At 60.9% G+C, this 16,843-nt stretch carries 15 protein-coding genes; 9 read left to right on the forward strand and 6 right to left on the reverse strand.

Features of this window, described 5'->3' with window-relative positions; all coding sequences use genetic code 11:
• Positions 1-11 precede the first annotated feature (11 nt).
• From potA to BVU99_RS18130, 5 genes are all read left to right on the forward strand, one after another.
• Positions 12-1,127 (forward strand): spermidine/putrescine ABC transporter ATP-binding protein PotA, encoded by a 1,116-nt coding sequence (gene potA / locus BVU99_RS18110; protein ID WP_099817333.1) that lies wholly within the window; start codon positions 12-14, stop codon positions 1,125-1,127.
• Positions 1,111-1,971 (forward strand): spermidine/putrescine ABC transporter permease PotB, encoded by an 861-nt coding sequence (gene potB / locus BVU99_RS18115; protein ID WP_025302510.1) that lies wholly within the window; start codon positions 1,111-1,113, stop codon positions 1,969-1,971. Before potA ends, potB begins: the two co-directional genes overlap by 17 nt.
• Positions 1,968-2,750 (forward strand): spermidine/putrescine ABC transporter permease PotC, encoded by a 783-nt coding sequence (potC, locus tag BVU99_RS18120; protein WP_043141506.1) that lies wholly within the window; start codon positions 1,968-1,970, stop codon positions 2,748-2,750. Before potB ends, potC begins: the two co-directional genes overlap by 4 nt.
• Before the next feature lie 217 nt (positions 2,751-2,967).
• Complete coding sequence (locus BVU99_RS18125; RefSeq protein WP_025302508.1) at positions 2,968-4,527, forward strand: PTS transporter subunit EIIC; 1,560 nt, start codon at positions 2,968-2,970, stop codon at positions 4,525-4,527.
• Positions 4,528-4,551: 24 nt separating this feature from the next.
• On the forward strand, positions 4,552-5,937 hold the full coding sequence (locus tag BVU99_RS18130) for a glycoside hydrolase (protein ID WP_099817332.1): 1,386 nt from the start codon (positions 4,552-4,554) through the stop codon (positions 5,935-5,937).
• Between the two features lie 17 nt (positions 5,938-5,954).
• On the opposite strand, the gene BVU99_RS18135 is transcribed toward BVU99_RS18130, so the two are convergent.
• Positions 5,955-6,665, reverse strand: a complete 711-nt coding sequence (locus tag BVU99_RS18135) for a MurR/RpiR family transcriptional regulator (RefSeq protein WP_099817757.1) — start codon at positions 6,663-6,665, stop codon at positions 5,955-5,957.
• Here BVU99_RS18135 and BVU99_RS25025 point away from each other — a divergent pair.
• Both BVU99_RS25025 and potD read left to right on the forward strand, forming a co-directional pair.
• On the forward strand, positions 6,655-6,972 hold the full coding sequence (locus BVU99_RS25025; protein ID WP_127146172.1) for a hypothetical protein: 318 nt from the start codon (positions 6,655-6,657) through the stop codon (positions 6,970-6,972). The two genes, BVU99_RS18135 and BVU99_RS25025, sit on opposite strands and share 11 nt — an antisense overlap.
• Positions 6,902-7,945 (forward strand): spermidine/putrescine ABC transporter substrate-binding protein PotD, encoded by a 1,044-nt coding sequence (gene potD / locus BVU99_RS18140; protein ID WP_049207158.1) that lies wholly within the window; start codon positions 6,902-6,904, stop codon positions 7,943-7,945. Before BVU99_RS25025 ends, potD begins: the two co-directional genes overlap by 71 nt.
• 48 nt (positions 7,946-7,993) lie before the next feature.
• Here potD and cobB read toward each other — a convergent pair whose 3' ends face one another.
• The 5 genes from cobB to lolC all read right to left on the reverse strand — a co-directional run bounded on the left by cobB (position 7,994) and on the right by lolC (position 13,039).
• Positions 7,994-8,830, reverse strand: coding sequence for a Sir2 family NAD+-dependent deacetylase (gene cobB, locus BVU99_RS18145; RefSeq protein ID WP_016928086.1), 837 nt, complete (start codon positions 8,828-8,830; stop codon positions 7,994-7,996).
• 91 nt (positions 8,831-8,921) lie between these two features.
• Positions 8,922-9,839 (reverse strand): N-acetylglucosamine kinase, encoded by a 918-nt coding sequence (nagK, locus tag BVU99_RS18150; protein ID WP_099817291.1) that lies wholly within the window; start codon positions 9,837-9,839, stop codon positions 8,922-8,924.
• Between the two features lie 53 nt (positions 9,840-9,892).
• Positions 9,893-11,140, reverse strand: a complete 1,248-nt coding sequence (gene lolE / locus BVU99_RS18155) for a lipoprotein-releasing ABC transporter permease subunit LolE (protein ID WP_025302503.1) — start codon at positions 11,138-11,140, stop codon at positions 9,893-9,895.
• Positions 11,140-11,844 (reverse strand): lipoprotein-releasing ABC transporter ATP-binding protein LolD, encoded by a 705-nt coding sequence (gene lolD, locus BVU99_RS18160; protein ID WP_004941120.1) that lies wholly within the window; start codon positions 11,842-11,844, stop codon positions 11,140-11,142. The genes lolE and lolD overlap by 1 nt, the downstream gene beginning before the upstream one ends.
• The gene (gene lolC, locus BVU99_RS18165; protein ID WP_004941116.1) at positions 11,837-13,039 is read right to left on the reverse strand and encodes a lipoprotein-releasing ABC transporter permease subunit LolC; all 1,203 of its coding nucleotides are present in this window, start codon (positions 13,037-13,039) and stop codon (positions 11,837-11,839) included. The genes lolD and lolC overlap by 8 nt, the downstream gene beginning before the upstream one ends.
• Positions 13,040-13,077: 38 nt before the next feature.
• Here lolC and BVU99_RS18170 point away from each other — a divergent pair, with 38 nt between their 5' ends.
• Both BVU99_RS18170 and mfd read left to right on the forward strand, forming a co-directional pair.
• A complete protein-coding gene (locus BVU99_RS18170) occupies positions 13,078-13,338 on the forward strand; it encodes a hypothetical protein (RefSeq protein WP_016928090.1) in 261 nt (86 codons plus the stop codon).
• A 10-nt stretch (positions 13,339-13,348) separates the two neighbouring features.
• Positions 13,349-16,822, forward strand: a complete 3,474-nt coding sequence (gene mfd, locus BVU99_RS18175) for a transcription-repair coupling factor (RefSeq protein ID WP_099817292.1) — start codon at positions 13,349-13,351, stop codon at positions 16,820-16,822.
• The last annotated feature ends 21 nt before the right edge of the window (positions 16,823-16,843 follow it).

Raw genomic sequence — 16,843 nt, forward strand, 5'->3', positions numbered from 1 at the left:
TAATACGATAAATGACTGAGACATCCTCTCCGACTCCCCTTGTTGAACTGCATGCCCTGAGCAAAGCGTTCGATGGCAAAACCATCATTGCCGATCTGGATCTGACGATTAATCACGGCGAATTCCTCACCATTCTCGGCCCCTCCGGCTGTGGCAAAACCACGGTGCTGCGCCTGATCGCCGGTCTGGAAGACGCCGATCGGGGCCGCATCGCGCTCGACGGCCAGGACATCACCGCCATTCCGGCCGAGCATCGCCACGTCAACACCGTGTTTCAGAGCTACGCTCTGTTTCCGCACATGTCGGTGTTCGACAACGTCGCCTTCGGCCTGCGCATGCAAAAGGTGCCGGCGGCCGAACTGACGCCGCGCGTCGAAGAGGCACTGCGCATGGTGCAGTTGGACGACTTCGCCAAGCGGCGGCCGGGCCAGCTCTCCGGTGGCCAACAGCAGCGCGTAGCCATCGCCCGCGCGGTGGTCAACAAGCCGAAAGTGCTGCTGCTGGACGAATCGCTGTCGGCGCTGGACTACAAGCTGCGCAAGCAGATGCAGAACGAGCTGAAGGCGCTGCAGCGCAAGCTGGGCATCACCTTCGTGTTCGTCACCCACGATCAGGAAGAAGCGCTGACCATGTCGGACCGCATCGTGGTGATGCGCGAAGGCCGCATCGAGCAGGACGGCACGCCGCGTGAGATCTACGAAGAGCCGAAGAATCTGTTCGTCGCCAGCTTCATCGGCGAGATTAACATCTTCGACGCGGTGGTTTTGGAACGCCTCGATTCACAGCGGGTGCGCGCCAACGTCGAAGGCCGCGAGTGCGACATCTATGCCGATCTGCCGGTGGAGCCGGGCCAAAAGCTGAAGGTGCTGCTGCGCCCGGAAGATCTGCGGGTGGAAGAAGTGAACGACAGCGCGCAGCACGACGGGCTGATCGGTTACGTGCGTGAGCGCAACTACAAAGGCATGACGCTGGAGTCGGTGGTCGAGCTGGAGAACGGCAAAACGGTGATGGTCAGCGAGTTCTTCAACGAAGACGATCCGGACGTCGATCACTCGCTCAACCAGAAGATGGCGGTGACCTGGGTCGAAAGCTGGGAGGTGGTGCTGGCCGATGAAGAAATCGCGTAAAGTCTTCCAGAATGTGGTGATCGTCGGCGTCGTCGCCTGGCTGCTGTTGTTCGTGTTCATGCCGAACCTGATGATCATCGGCACCAGCTTCCTGACCCGCGACGACGCCAATCTGGTGCAGATGGTGTTCACGCTGGATAACTACCGGCGCTTGTTCGACCCGTTGTACGCCCAGGTGCTGCTGCACTCGCTGAACATGGCGCTGATCGCCACCCTGTGCTGCCTGGTGATCGGCTATCCGTTCGCCTTTATCCTGGCGCGCTTGCCGCAGAAGGTGCGGCCGCTGCTGCTGTTTCTGCTGATCGTGCCCTTCTGGACCAACTCGCTGATCCGCATCTACGGCCTGAAGCTGTTTCTCAGCACCCGCGGCTATCTCAACGACGCGCTGCTGTGGATCGGCGTCATCGACAAGCCGCTGCGCATCATGTACACCTCGGAAGCGGTGATCCTCGGCCTGGTGTATATTCTGCTGCCGTTTATGGTGATGCCGCTCTACTCCAGCATCGAAAAGCTCGATAAATCCTGCCTGGAGGCGGCGCGCGATCTCGGCGCCAGCAAGCTGCAGACCTTTATCCGCATCATCGTGCCGCTGACCATGCCGGGCATTATCGCCGGCTGCCTGCTGGTGGTGCTGCCGGCGATGGGGCTGTTCTTCGTCGCCGATCTGATGGGCGGCGCCAAGAATCTATTGATCGGCAACGTGATTAAAAGCCAGTTCCTCAATATCCGCGACTGGCCGTTCGGCGCGGCCACCAGCATCTGCCTGACGCTGGTGATGGGGCTGTTGCTGCTGGTCTATTACCGGGCCGCCCGCCTGCTGAACAAGAAGGAGGATCTGGCATGATCGGACGTCTGCTACGCGGCGGCTTTATGACGCTGGTATACGCCTATCTGTATATCCCGATCGTCATCCTGATCGTCAACTCCTTCAACGCTTCGCGCTTTGGCATCAACTGGCAAGGATTCACCACCAAGTGGTACGCCACGCTGCTGAATAACGACAGCCTGCTGCAGGCCGCGGGGCACTCGCTGACCATGGCGGTGCTTTCCGCTACCTTCGCCACCCTGATCGGCTCGCTGACCGCGGTGGCGCTGTACCGCTACCGCTTCCGCGGCAAGCCGTTCGTCGGCGGCATGCTGTTCGTGGTGATGATGTCACCGGACATCGTAATGGCCATCTCGCTGCTGGTGCTGTTCATGCTGCTGGGCATTTCGCTCGGCTTCTGGTCGCTGCTGTTCTCGCACATCACCTTCTGCCTGCCGTTCGTGGTAGTGACCGTCTACGCGCGCCTGAAAGGCTTCGACGTGAAGATGCTGGAAGCCGCGCGCGATCTCGGCGCAAGCGAGTTCACCATCCTGCGCAAAATCATCCTGCCGCTGGCGATGCCGGCGGTGGCGGCAGGTTGGCTGCTGAGCTTTACCCTGTCGATGGACGACGTGGTCGTCTCCTCCTTTGTCACCGGGCCGAGCTACGAGATTTTGCCGCTGAAGATCTACTCGATGGTGAAAGTCGGCGTCTCGCCGGAGGTCAACGCGCTGGCCACCATTTTGCTGCTGCTGTCGCTGGTGCTGGTGATCGCCAGCCAGTGGGTGATGCGCGATCGCTCGCCCAAGGCAGAATAATCCTTCCCGCCGGGCGCTGCCGCGCCCGGTTGTGATCCCCTTCACAACCGGCACCGGTTGTCACTCAGTGACCATCGGTGCCTATTTCCGCCCCACCGATTGCAGCGGCGAAAACTTCCCCCTATAACTGAATCCAGGCAAGGTGCCTTATTTTTCTCGCTTTCAGGGAGTTTATTCAGCAACGTCGTCATCCATTAAAATATAAAAAGGAACTGCCATGAAAGGTATTATCGATAATATCTTAAACAAGCTGCAGCTTTTCTCCAAAGCCATGATGGGGCCGATATTTTTCCTGCCGGTAATCGGTCTGATTCTGGCGCTCAGTTCTATTCTTACCAATGCCACATTAATCAATGAACATTCCGCCGTCTTCTCTATCGGTAAAATGATCGGCGATACCTTCTGGCCGTTATTCGGCAATCTCGGGCTGATTTTCTGTATCGGTATTACCTACGGCCTGGCCAAAGACAAGAAAAGCGAAGCGGCGCTGGTCGCGGTGATGTGCTTTATCATGTTCCTCGGCGCCAATTCGTCTTATCTGCAATTCAGCGGCCACGTCGCGGCCAAGATTAACGGTGAGTATTACGGCACCGGGCAAACGGAACTGCTGGGATTTACCGTGGTAGATATGGGCATTTTCCTCGGTCTTATCCTCGGCGTCACGATTGCCTGGGTGCATAACCGCCTGTGCAACGTCGAACTCAACGGCGTGTTCTCGGTCTACGGCGGCGCCAAGCTGGTGCTGATTGCCATGACGCCGATCATCATGCTGTACGCCGTCGCCTTCAGCTACCTGTGGCCGGCTATCTCACAGGGCCTGATCGCGCTTACCGGCTTTATGAAAAGCGCCGGCTCGCTCGGGGTATTCGTCTACGGCTTCTTCGAGAAATTCCTGATCCCCACCGGGCTGCACCACTTTATCTGGTCGCCGTTCCAGCTCACCAGTATCGGCGGTTCGATCGTACAAGACGGCCAGACCGTCTCCGGCTCGCAGGCGATTTTCCTGGCCTACATGCGCGACCCAAGCATCTCGCCGCTGATGAACGAGGCGCTGCGTTTCTCGCAGCAAGGGATGGTGACCATCTTCGGCCTGTCGGGCGCGGCATTGGCTTTCTATCACACCGCCAAACCGGAAAAGAAAATGCTGGCCAAGGCGATTCTGATCCCGGCCATCACCACCTCGATCCTGGTCGGCATCACCGAGCCGATAGAGTTCACCTTCCTGTTTATCTCTCCGCTGCTGTGGGTGATCCACGCCGTGTTGACCGCGCTCTCGCAGGTAGCCTGCAACCTGTTCCAAGTGCGCCCCTGGGGCGCCAGCGGGCTGGTCGAGTTCCTGGCCTACAACCTGCCGCTGCCGGTCTCCCTCACCCGCTGGCCGCTGTATGTGGTCATCGGGCTGGTGCAGTTTGCGGTGTATTACCTGGTGTTCAAAACGCTGGTGCTGAAGCTCAATCTGAAGACGCCGGGCCGTGAAGATGATCAGGACGTCAAACTCTATTCCAAACAGGATTACCGGAACCGCAAAAATACCCCGGACGAGCCAAGCGGCATCATTATTCGCGCGCTGGGTGGCAAGGAAAACATTATTTCCGTCGATAACTGCTTTACCCGGCTGCGGGTGGAATTAAAGGATATGGCGCGGGTGGATGAGGCCGCGTTGAAAAGTACCGGCGCCAAAGGCGTGGTGAAGAATCGCCGTGAAGTGCAGGTGATTTACGGCGTCACGGTCGGCAAGGTCAAAAATCAGGTAGAGAAATATTTAGCGGCACTCTAACGCTTTATTAATGGGAGATATCGAATGAAATTAACCGTTCTCGGCGGCGGCGGCGTGCGTTCCCCGTTCCTCGCCAAATCCATCGCCTATAACGCCCATCGCATCGGCATTACCGAAGTGGTGTTTATGGATACCGATGAGCGCCATCTGGCGATCTACGGCGCCCTCGCGCAGGGCGTATTCCAGCGCATTCGCGGCGACATTGCTTTCAGCCTCAGCAGCGATCCGCGCCAGGCGCTGCAAGACGCCGATTACATCATCACCACCCTGCGCATCGGCGGCGAGGAAGGCCGCATCCATGACGAGCGCATCGCGCTCAATCACCAGTTGCTCGGGCAAGAAACCACCGGCGCCGGCGGCTTCGCCATGGCGATGCGTTCAATTCCGGCGATCCTCGACTATTGCCGCCTGATCGAGCAGGTTTCCTCGCCGGACGCGGTCCTGTTCAACTTCACCAATCCTTCCGGCATGGTGACCGAGGCGATCATCAAATCCGGCTTCCAGCGCCGGGTCTACGGCATCTGCGACGCCCCCAGCGAGTTTATCCGCGAACTGGCCGAGCTGCTGGACTGCCGCGAAGACCAACTGAGCGTCGACTGCTTCGGCCTCAACCATCTTTCCTGGTTCCGCAATGCGCGCGTCAACGGCGAGCCGGTCACGGAACGGTTGCTGGCGGATCCGCGCCTGTATCGCGATACCTGCATGAAATACTTCTCGCCGGAGCTGGTGGCGCTGTCAAACAATTTGATGCTCAACGAGTATCTCTACTATTACTACTACCGTGAGCAGGCGATCGCCGCCATCGTCGCGGGCGGCGAGACCCGCGGCGAACAAATCGCGGCGATCAACCGCCAAATGCTGTCAGAGTTAGGCGAGCTGGACATCCCCCACCAGTTGGAACACGCCTTCTCTGTCTACTTCAGCCATTATCTGCAGCGCGAAAACTCCTACATGCAGCGCGAGTCCAACCAGGGCAAGGTGAAAAAACGTGAGATGCTGACGCTGCAACAGTTTATCGAGCAGCCGGACAGCGGCGGCTATGCCGGGGTGGCGATCGACATTCTGGAGGCGGTCAACAGCGGCCGGCAAAAACGCGTAGTGGTATCGATGCAAAACCGCGACACGCTCGATTTTCTGCACCCGGAAGACGTGATCGAAATCAGCTGCGAATTGAGCAGCGCCGGTATTCAGCCGGTAAAAATGCGCGATATTCCCGACACCCAGAAAAACCTGATTTCGCAGGTGAAAGAGTACGAACGGCTGGCGGTGGCGGCGATCCTGACCGGCAACCGCCAACTGGCCATCAAGGCGCTGATGGTGCACCCGCTGGTCAACTCCTACTCGCTGGCGAAAACGCTGGTGGAGGAGTACCTGCTGGCCCACCGTCAGTATGCCAGGCACTGGCGCTAAACGGTGCGATGCGGCCGTCAGCGGCCGCGTCGTTCAAACCAGGCGGTGATCACATTCTCGAATCCCAACAGACAGTGGCCGAAAAATGGGTTGGGATAGTAGATATCGTGATCGTATTTTTGCCGATCCTCAAACAGAAAGGTCATATCGGCCTGCTGCGCCAGCGGGCTGTCGCCGTCGCCGCAGAAGGCCGCCAGCAGAATGTGATTACGCTTCACCGCCTCGCTCCAGCTCAGCGCCGAGCCGCTGTTGCCCGACTTTGAAATCACGATCACCATGTCGAAGCGAAAGCGCGTCTCGCGGTCAAGAATGTCGAAATCCGGCCACAGCGACAGGTAACTGTCTACGCCCAGCGTCATAAACTTGTTGTACATATACTGCGCCACCAGCTGTGAAAAACCGCTGCCGTGGATCAGGATCTTGCCGCTGTCGAGCAGATCGAGAAACTGCGCCTGCTGGGCCGGCGGTGCCGCCGACGTAGGGCGTTCCACCTGGTAGGCCGGCGCCATCGTCAGGTTGAACTTGATGAAATAGACCAGTTCGAGATAGCCGCGAAAGCCCAGCTTTTTAGCCAGCCGCACCAGCGTCGAGGGGGAACTGTAGCAGCGTGCGGACACCGCGCGGATGCCGTCGTCGATGCAGGCGTCCGGGTTGTCGAGAATGCAGTGCAAAATCGTCAGATCCGTCTCGCTGAGCTCCGCCTGGCTGAAGACCTGTTTGAAATTCATCGCCGCCCTCGTTTATTCGCCAAAATTATTGTTTCGCACGCGCTTCACCGCCTGTCCAGCGCGAGACACACAAATTGTGATGCGCTTTAAGCCGCCGAACCCCTTGATTTGCCAACGGGATAACCGCCTTTACCCACCCCGCCCCGGCCCCTATAATGGCCCCTTTCTGGGGTATGGCGCGGCCGAAAACGGCAGCCCATACGGGTTCGGCTCACTACTGCTGAAGGATACGCTGCATGAAAAAGTGGTCACATCTGCTCGCAGCCGGGATGATGGCGCTGAGTTTCTGCTCTGCAAACGCCTCTGACGGCAAGACACTGTACTTCTATAACTGGACTGAATACGTCCCGCCGGGGCTGCTGGAGCAGTTCACCAAGGAAACCGGCATCAAGGTGATCTATTCCACCTATGAATCCAACGAAAGCATGTACGCCAAGCTGAAAACCTACAAAGACGGCGCGTACGATCTGGTGGTGCCTTCCACTTACTTCATCGCCAAGATGAGCAAGGAAGGCATGCTGCAAAAAATCGACAAGAGCAAGCTCAGCCACTTCAAGGATCTCGATCCCACCCTGCTGAACAAGCCGTTCGATCCCAACAACGACTATTCCATTCCTTACATCTGGGGCGCTACTGCCATCGGCGTTAACAGCGACGCGCAAGATCCCTCTACCGTTACCGCCTGGGCCGATCTGTGGCAACCGCAGTACAAGGGCCGCCTGCTGTTGACTGACGACGCACGCGAAGTGTTCCAAATGGCGCTGCTCAAGCTGGGCTATTCCGGTAACACCACCGATCCGAAGGAGATCGAAGCTGCCTACCACGAACTGCAAAAATTGATGCCAAACGTGCTGGCCTTCAACTCCGACAACCCGGGCAACCCGTTTATGGAAGGGGAAGTCAACGTCGGCATGGTGTGGAACGGTTCGGCCTTTGTGGCGCGCCAGGCCGGCACGCCGCTGGAGATCGTCTGGCCGAAGGAAGGCGGGATCTTCTGGATGGACAGCCTGGCCATTCCGGCCAACGCGCGCAACGTCGAAGGGGCGCTGAAGCTGATCGACTTCCTGCTGCGGCCGGAAATCGCGGTGCAGGTGGCGGAGACCATCGGTTACCCGACGCCGAACCTGGCGGCGAAGAAGCTGCTGTCGCCGGAGATCGCCAACGATCCGTCTCTCTACCCGGATAAGACGGTGATTGAGCACGGCGAGTGGCAAAACGACGTCGGCGACGCCAGCACGCTGTACGAAAGCTACTTCCAAAAGTTGAAAGCCGGGCGCTAATACGCCCCGCCATCACATCAGGGCGCGCAGTGCGCCCTGATGCCTTTCTCAGGGCCTGTCGGCCCGCGCCACCTTGCCCACCAGAAACTTGTGCACAAAACGCGGCACCACTTCACTGGCCAGACCGTAGTGTTTCTCGTCGAACTGGCTTTCCACCTGACTCGGCTCCAGGTTCAGCTCCATCGCATAGGCGCCGCCCAGCCGCGCCTCATGCACGAACCCGGCCGCCGGATAGACGTGGCCGGAAGTGCCGATGGCGACGAAGAAATCGGCCTTGCTCAGCGCCTGGTAGATGTCGTCCATGCCCAGCGGCATCTCGCCGAACCACACCACGTGCGGCCGCAGCGGCGCCGGGAACTGGCAGCAATGGCAACGATCGTCGACGCTGAGATCGCCGGGCCATTCGAACACCTGCCCCGACTGGGTGCAGCGCACCTTCAGCAATTCGCCGTGCATATGCAACACCCGCTTGCTGCCGGCGCGCTCATGCAGGTTATCGATGTTTTGCGTGACCAGCAGGAAGTTGTCTCCCAGCCACTCTTCCAGATCCGCCAGCGCGCGGTGCGCGGCGTTCGGGACGATCTCCTCCGTCTGCAGCTGACGGCGGCGTTCGTTGTAAAACGCCTGCACCAGCGCCGGATCGCGCTGGAAACCTTCCGGCGTGGCGACGTCCTCCACCCGGTGCTCTTCCCACAGCCCATCCGCGGCGCGGAAGGTGCGAATGCCCGACTCGGCCGAAATGCCGGCCCCGGTCAACACCACCACAAACGGCTTTTTCAGCTCTGCCGCCGCCATGGTGTCACGGTGAAAAATACGTGAACGAAAGCGCTGATGCAGCACATGCTTACTCTTGCGAAACTGACACAGCCGATGGCGAGTGTGCATTAACTCTCTCCTTACTTTTCCCTGTTTACCCTTCTTACTGGACGTTGCGGCGTTGTTGGCTGCATATATTCACGCCTGGCCGCAACGCCCATTACTTTGGGCGAGCCAAATTGAGAAACGCTGCGCCGCGCACGCCGCCGGCGTCGCCATAGCGCGCTTTCTCGATGCGCGGTAGCCGGGCCACCCGCAGCAGGTGAGCCGGCAGCCGCTGCGGCAACGCCTGATAAATGGCGTCGAAGTTCGACAACCCGCCACCGATCACCACCAGATGCGGATCCAGCACCGTCAGCAGGTTGCCCAGGCAGATCGCCAGCACGTCCATAAAGCGGTCGACGTGGGCCATCGCCTGCGGCTCACCCGCCTGATAATGCGCAATGATCTCGGTGGCAGGCAAGCGCCGGCCATAGAAATGGGCGTACATCCATTCGAAACCGCGGCCCGATATGTAATTTTCGATGCAACCCTGATGGCCGCACCCGCAGGCAACGCGAGGCACATCACGCCCCAGCACCTCGAGCGCGTCCACCGGCAGGCGCAAATGGCCGAACTCGCCGGCGATATAGTTGCGCCCAGGCACCGTCTTGCCGTCGACGATCAGGCCGCCGCCTACGCCGGTGCCGAGGATGATGCCCAGCACCGTCGGGTAGCGGCGGAACTCGTCGTCCCAGGCTTCCGACAGCGCAAAGCAGTTGGCGTCGTTATCGACCCGCACCTCGCGCCCGATCAGCGCCGCCAGATCGCGCGGCAGCGGACGCCCCATCGCCGCCGGCACGTTGGCGGTAAACAGCGTGCCGTCATCGTCGTTGGGCAGGCCCGGAATACCGATGCCGACGCTGCCGCGCCGGCCGCAAAACGCATCCGCCTCCAGGGTCAGATCGCACAGCGTGGCCAGCAGTTGCCGATAATCGTCGCGCGGCGTCGGCACCCGCTTTTGCCAAATGCGCCGCAGGTTGTCGTCGAACACCCCCAGCTCAATCTTGGTGCCGCCCATATCGAAACCGTAGTACATAACCCATCCCCAGGCTAAAAAAACGGGGCGGCATCGCTGCCTCCCCGTGGGTTTTATTGTCCGCTCAGCACCCGCGCCGGATCGATGCGGCTGGCGCGCCTCGCCGGATACCAACTGGCCAGCAGGCTCAGCACGATGGCGGTCGCCAGCACGATCAGCACATCCAGCCAGTGCAGCTCGGAAGGCAGGAAGTCGATGAAGTAGATATCGCCCGACAGGAAGGAATGGCCGACCAGTTTCTCGATGCCCCGGATGATGTTGGTCAGCTGCAGCGAGGCGATCACCCCGATCACCACGCCGCTCAGGCTGCCCAGCAGCCCGGCCAGCAGCCCGTACCAGATGAAGATGGCGCGGATAAAACCGTCTTTGGCGCCCAGGGTACGCAGCACTGCGATGTCGGCGCTTTTGTCTTTCACCGCCATCACCAGCGTGGAGACAATGTTGAAGCAGGCTACGCCGATCACCAGCACCATCGCCAGGTACATGATGGCGCGGATCATCTGGATGTCGCGATACATATAGCCGTACTTGCCGATCCAGCTTTTGATGTAGATATAAGAATTGGTCACTTCGCCGGCGTCGCGCACCAGTTTGTTGGCGGCGAACACGTCGTTCATCTTGAGGGCGATGCCCGTGACGCTGTCACCCATGTCGAGATACTGCTGCGCATCGGCCAACGGCACCAGCGCCAGGCTGTGATCGAGTTGGCCGCTGAGCTGCAAAATGCCGGTCACATGCAGGCGAATGCGCTTCGGCTGCAGCAGCTTCATTTCCGGGTCGCTGTTGGGGATCATCACCGTGACATAGGCGCCCTGCTTGACGCCCAGCGCGTCGGCCACGCCCTTGCCGAGGATCACCTGCTGCTCGCCGGGCTTGAAGTTGGCCCAGGCGTCGCCCTGCACATACTGCGGCAGCGCGCTCAGCCGGCTCTCCTGCTGCGGATCAACGCCTTTGACTTCCACCGCGCGCAGCTGCGCGCCGTTTTCCATCAGGCCGGTAAAGTTGATGTACGGTGCGGCGGCCACAATGCCCGGCACCTTTTCCACCCGTTGCAGAATCGACGGCCAGCCGCTGAACGGCTGATTGACCGGTTCGAGTTCGCCATGCGGCACCACCGCCAGAATGCGGTTCTTCAGCTCGCGCTCAAAGCCGTTCATCGCGCTCAGGCCGACGATCAGCACCGCCACCCCCAACGCAATGCCAATGGTGGAGATAACCGAGATCAGCGACACCATGCCGCCGCGTTTACGGCCGCGGCTGAAACGCAGGGCCGTCAGGAAGGACAGTGAGGCTCCCGCCATTACTCGGCCCCCATCAGGGTCAGCTGCGCCTGCAGGTGGCCGTCGGCCATTTCCAGCTGGCGGCTCAGACGCTTGGCCAGCTGCAGATCGTGCGTCACCACCAGGAACGCGGTGCCCTGACGCACGTTCAGCTCGCCCAGCAGATCGAAGATGCTGTCCGCGGTGCGTTTATCCAGGTTACCGGTCGGTTCGTCCGCCAGCACCAGCGCCGGGTTGTTGACCAGCGCGCGGGCGATCGCTACGCGCTGACGCTCGCCGCCGGAAAGCTCGGACGGACGGTGTTTGCTGCGCTTTTCCAGCCCGACCGCCGCCAGCATCTCCCGCGCTTTCTCCTGCGCCTGCGCCGGTTTGGCGCCGCCGATCAGCAGCGGCATGGCGGCGTTTTCCAGCGCGGTGAAGTCCGGCAACAGGTGGTGGAACTGATAGATGAAGCCCAACTGGCGGTTGCGCAGCTCAGCCTTGGCCGCCGAAGACATGGCGTTCAGCGATTCGCCCTTGAAAATCACCTCGCCGGAGGTCGGTGAGTCCAACCCGCCCAGCAGGTGCAACAGGGTGCTCTTGCCGGAACCCGAGCTGCCGACGATCGCCATCATCTCGCCCTGCTGCATAGCAAAGCTGACGTTGCGCAGCACGTCGGTGTGCAGGTTGCCTTCCTGATAGGTCTTGCACAGGTTGTCACACTGCAACAAAAGATGGTTACTCATAACGTAAAGCCTCAGCGGGTTGTACGGCGGCAGCGCGCCATGAAGGATAAAGCGTGGACAACAGGGAAACCGCCATCGCCACCACGGCGATGATCGTCACCTGCAGCGGATCGACCGCCACCGGCAGCGAAGCGCCGTCGATCAAGGCGCCGAGGATCGGCATCAGGTTATTCAGGTTGGTGGCCAGCAGCACGCCGAGCAGCGTGCCGAGCAGCGAACCGATGATGCCGGCGCTGGCGCCCTGCACCATGAATACCGACATGATCTGGCGGCGGGTCAGCCCCTGGGTCTGCAGAATGGCAACCTCGCCCTGCTTCTCCATCACCAGCAGGCCGAGCGACGTAATGATGTTAAACGCCGCCACCGCCACGATCAGGCTGAGCAGCAGCCCCATCATGTTCTTCTCCATGCGCACCGCCTGGAACAGCTCGCCCTTGCGATCGCGCCAGTCTTTCCAGACGGTGCCCGCCGGCAGCGCCTGTTGGCTGAGGGTATCGACCGTCAGCGGCTGTTGCAGGAATAGGCGCCAGCCGGTGATGTTGCCGGCCGGGTAACGCATCAGGCGCGAGGCGTCCTGTTGGTTGACCAACAGCTGATAGCCGTCCACCTCGCTATTGGCATGGAAGGTGCCGATGAGGGTGAACAGGCGCTGGCTGGGGATGCGGCCCATCGGTGTGAACTGGCTGGCGCTCGGCACCATCACGCGCAGCGAATCGCCGCGCTTGACGCCCAGTTGCCCCGCCAGCTGTTCGCCGATGATGATGTTGTATTGGCCCGGCTGCAGCTGTTGCTGCTTAACGTTGACCAGATAGGGGGTTAGCGGATCGGCCTCGTCGGGATTGACGCCAAGCATCACCCCAACCGCCACGCTGCGGGCGCTTTGCAGCACCACGTCACCGGTGGTCAGCGGCGCAACGCGCGTGACGCCCTGCAGCTTCTGCACCTCGGAGGCCGGCAGCTGCTGCGGGTTGACCGATCCCTGTGGACTGGTGACCAACGCCTGCGGCATCAGGCCGAGGATGTTGTTCTCCAGATCCTTTTCGAAACCGTTCATCACCGACAGCACGGTGACCAACGCCATCACCCCCAGCGTAATGCCGATGGTGGAAAGCCAGGAAACAAACCGCCCGAAGCGGTCTGAGGCTCGCCCGCGCATGTAGCGCAGGCCAATGAATAACGCGACAGGTTGATACATGAAATCCGTTTGATAGCCGTGGCTTAAGCAAAGTGATCATGGATAATAAAGGCTCTCCCTCGTTTAGGGAACACCCGACGGCCTTTTATTGCGTGGCGGCGAAGAGGGAGACGGCGGCAGCTTCGCGCGTTATTTATCCTCAGCCGCAAAAAACAGACGGCATTAACCGGTTAAATAACCGGCAGAAAATTGATGAGCAGCGCTTTTTGCTGTGTCAGTTTGCCGGCCGCTGGGCTACTATAAACAGCATAAAGGCGCTGGGTTATCCGTGCCGGGACGCCATCCAACACATTGATTAAAGATACCTGAATGAGCACTTCCGATAGCCGTAACCGTTCTTCATCCCCTCGTTATTCTCTGCCCGATCGCGCGGGCGATCTGCGCCAACTGGGGCAACTGACCGGCGCGGCCTGTGCCGTGGAATGCGCCGAGATCGTAGAACGCCACCCTGGCCCGGTGATGCTGATCGCGCCGGATATGCAAAACGCCCTGCGGCTGCGCGACGAGATCCAGCAGTTCACTGACCAGATGGTGACCACGCTGTCCGACTGGGAAACCCTGCCGTACGACAGTTTCTCGCCGCACCAGGAAATCATCTCAGATCGTTTGTCGAGCCTGTATCACCTGCCGACCATGGCGCGCGGCGTGATCATTCTGCCGGTCAACACCCTGATGCAGCGCGTCTGCCCGCACGAATTCCTGCACGGCCACGCGCTGGTGATGAAGAAAGGCCAGCGCCTGTCGCGCGACAAACTGCGCGCGCAGTTGGAACAGGCCGGCTACCGCAGCGTCGATCAGGTGATGGAGCACGGCGAATTCGCCACCCGCGGCGCGCTGCTCGATCTTTACCCGATGGGCAGCGATGAGCCTTACCGCATCGACTTTTTCGATGACGAAATCGACAGTCTGCGTATCTTCGACGTCGATACCCAGCGCACGCTGAGCGAAGTCGAGGCCATCAATCTGTTGCCGGCCCACGAGTTCCCCACCGACAAGAACGCCATCGAGCTGTTCCGCAGCCAGTGGCGCGAGCAGTTTGAGGTGCGTCGCGACGCCGAACACATTTATCAGCAGGTCAGCAAAAGCGCCTGGCCCGCCGGTATCGAATACTGGCAGCCGCTGTTCTTCAGCCAGCCGCTGCCGTCGCTGTTCAGCTACCTGCCAGGCAATACGCTGATCGTCAACACCGGCGATCTGGAGGGCGCCGCCGAGCGCTTCTGGCAGGACGTCAACCAGCGTTACGAAAGCCGCCGCGTCGATCCGATGCGCCCGCTGCTGGCGCCGGATACGCTGTGGCTGCGCGTCGACGCACTGTTCGGCGAGCTGAAGGCCTGGCCGCGCATCGCGCTAAAAACCGATGAGCTGCCGGCCAAGGCCGGCAATACCAATCTGGACTACCATACCCTGCCCGATCTGGCGGTGCAGGCGCAGCATAAATCCCCGCTGGATAATCTGCGGCGCTTTATCGAAGGCTTCGACGGCAGCGTGATTTTCTCCGTCGAGAGCGAGGGGCGGCGTGAAACGCTGCAGGATCTGCTCGGCCGCATCAAGCTGGCGCCGGCGCTGATTCAGCGCCTCGATCAGGCGGAAACGGCGGGCCGTTACATGATGGTCGGCGCCGCCGAACACGGCTTCCTCGACGGCCTGCGCCGGCGGGCGCTGATCTGCGAAAGCGATCTGCTCGGCGAGCGCGTCAGCCGCCGCCGGCAGGACAACCGGCGCACCATCAACACCGATACCCTGATCCGCAACCTGGCGGAGCTGCATCCCGGCCAGCCGGTGGTGCACCTGGAACACGGCGTCGGCCGCTACGTCGGCCTGACCACGCTGGAGGCCGGCGGCATCAAGGCCGAGTACCTGATCCTCTCCTACGCCGGTGAGGACAAGCTGTACGTGCCGGTGTCATCGCTGCATCTGATCAGCCGCTACGCCGGCGGCGCGGACGAAAACGCCCCGCTGCACAAACTGGGCGGCGACGCCTGGACGCGCGCGCGGCAGAAAGCCGCCGAGCGGGTGCGCGACGTGGCGGCCGAGCTGCTGGATATTTACGCCCAGCGCGCCGCCAAGGCCGGTTTCGCCTTCAAACACAACCGCGAGCAGTACCAGCTGTTCTGCCAGAGCTTCCCGTTCGAAACCACGCCGGATCAGGAACAGGCGATCAACGCGGTGCTGAGCGACATGTGCCAGCCGCTGGCGATGGACCGCCTGGTGTGCGGCGACGTCGGCTTCGGCAAAACCGAAGTGGCGATGCGCGCCGCCTTCCTGGCGGTGGAAAACGGCAAGCAGGTGGCGGTGCTGGTGCCGACGACGCTGCTGGCGCAGCAGCACTTCGACAACTTCCGCGATCGCTTCGCCACCTGGCCGATCCGCATCGAGATGATGTCGCGCTTCCGCAGCGCCAAAGAGCAGCAACAGGTGCTGGACGACGCGGCCGAAGGCAAAGTGGACATCATCATCGGCACCCACAAACTGCTGCAGAGCGATCTGCACTGGAAGGATTTGGGGTTGCTGATCGTCGATGAAGAGCACCGCTTTGGCGTGCGCCACAAGGAGCGCATCAAGGCGATGCGCGCCGATGTCGATATCCTGACGCTGACCGCCACGCCAATCCCGCGGACGCTGAACATGGCGATGAGCGGCATGCGCGATCTGTCGATCATCGCCACTCCGCCGGCGCGCCGCTTGGCGGTGAAGACCTTCGTGCGCGAATACGACAGCCTGGTGGTGCGCGAGGCGATCCTGCGCGAAGTGCTGCGTGGCGGCCAGGTTTACTACCTTTACAACGACGTGGAAAACATCGAGAAAGCGGCGCAGCGCCTGGCTGAGCTGGTGCCTGAAGCGCGCATCGCCATCGGCCACGGCCAGATGCGTGAACGCGATCTGGAGCGGGTGATGAACGATTTCCACCACCAGCGCTTCAACGTGCTGGTGTGCACCACCATCATCGAAACCGGCATCGATATCCCCAGCGCCAACACCATCATCATCGAGCGGGCCGATCGCTTCGGCCTGGCGCAGCTGCATCAATTGCGCGGCCGCGTCGGGCGGTCGCACCACCAGGCTTACGCCTATCTGCTGACGCCAAACCCGAAAGCCATGGGCACCGACGCCCATAAACGGCTCGAGGCCATCGCGTCGCTGGAAGATCTCGGCGCCGGGTTCGCGCTGGCAACCCACGATCTGGAGATCCGCGGCGCCGGTGAACTGCTGGGTGAAGACCAGAGCGGCCAAATGACCACCGTCGGTTTCTCGCTCTATATGGAACTGCTGGAAAGCGCCGTCGACGCGTTGAAAAACGGTCGCGAACCGTCGTTGGAAGATCTCACCAGCAGCCAGACCGAGGTAGAACTGCGCATGCCGACGCTGCTGCCGGAAGACTTCATTCCCGACGTCAATACCCGTCTGTCACTGTATAAGCGTATCGCCAGCGCGAAGAACGACGGTGAGCTTGACGAGTTGAAGGTCGAACTGATCGACCGCTTCGGCCAGCTGCCGGATGCGGCGCGCAACCTGTTGCAATGCGCGGCGCTGCGCCTGCATGCGCAGAGGCTGGGGATCAAACGCATCGAGAGCAACGAGCGCGGCGGCTTTATCGAGTTCGGCGACAACAACCGCGTTGACCCGGGTTATCTGATCGGCCTGTTGCAGGGCAATCCGCAGGTTTACCGCCTGGACGGCCCGAGTAAGCTGAAGTTCACGCTCGATCTGGCCGATCGCCAGAAACGCCTGACGTTCACCGAAGAGCTGCTGAACGCCTTCCGCGAACACACGCTGGCCGCCTAAGGCAACGCCCCCGTCGCTCCG

It is taken from the genome of Serratia sp. OLAL2, assembly GCF_002752475.1.
GTDB classification, from domain to species: domain Bacteria; phylum Pseudomonadota; class Gammaproteobacteria; order Enterobacterales; family Enterobacteriaceae; genus Serratia; species Serratia bockelmannii.

Excerpts from the sequence above, each read along its gene's own strand:
- potA (WP_099817333.1), top strand. The coding sequence starts at position 12 with ATGACTGAGACATCCTCTCCGACTCCCCTTGTTGAACTGCATGCCCTG.
- potB (WP_025302510.1), top strand. The coding sequence starts at position 1,111 with ATGAAGAAATCGCGTAAAGTCTTCCAGAATGTGGTGATCGTCGGCGTC.
- potC (WP_043141506.1), top strand. The coding sequence starts at position 1,968 with ATGATCGGACGTCTGCTACGCGGCGGCTTTATGACGCTGGTATACGCC.
- BVU99_RS18125 (WP_025302508.1), top strand. The coding sequence starts at position 2,968 with ATGAAAGGTATTATCGATAATATCTTAAACAAGCTGCAGCTTTTCTCC.
- BVU99_RS18130 (WP_099817332.1), top strand. The coding sequence starts at position 4,552 with ATGAAATTAACCGTTCTCGGCGGCGGCGGCGTGCGTTCCCCGTTCCTC.
- BVU99_RS18135 (WP_099817757.1), bottom strand. The coding sequence starts at position 6,665 with ATGAATTTCAAACAGGTCTTCAGCCAGGCGGAGCTCAGCGAGACGGAT.
- potD (WP_049207158.1), top strand. The coding sequence starts at position 6,902 with ATGAAAAAGTGGTCACATCTGCTCGCAGCCGGGATGATGGCGCTGAGT.
- cobB (WP_016928086.1), bottom strand. The coding sequence starts at position 8,830 with ATGCACACTCGCCATCGGCTGTGTCAGTTTCGCAAGAGTAAGCATGTG.
- nagK (WP_099817291.1), bottom strand. The coding sequence starts at position 9,839 with ATGTACTACGGTTTCGATATGGGCGGCACCAAGATTGAGCTGGGGGTG.
- lolE (WP_025302503.1), bottom strand. The coding sequence starts at position 11,140 with ATGGCGGGAGCCTCACTGTCCTTCCTGACGGCCCTGCGTTTCAGCCGC.
- lolD (WP_004941120.1), bottom strand. The coding sequence starts at position 11,844 with ATGAGTAACCATCTTTTGTTGCAGTGTGACAACCTGTGCAAGACCTAT.
- lolC (WP_004941116.1), bottom strand. The coding sequence starts at position 13,039 with ATGTATCAACCTGTCGCGTTATTCATTGGCCTGCGCTACATGCGCGGG.
- BVU99_RS18170 (WP_016928090.1), top strand. The coding sequence starts at position 13,078 with ATGGATAATAAAGGCTCTCCCTCGTTTAGGGAACACCCGACGGCCTTT.
- mfd (WP_099817292.1), top strand. The coding sequence starts at position 13,349 with ATGAGCACTTCCGATAGCCGTAACCGTTCTTCATCCCCTCGTTATTCT.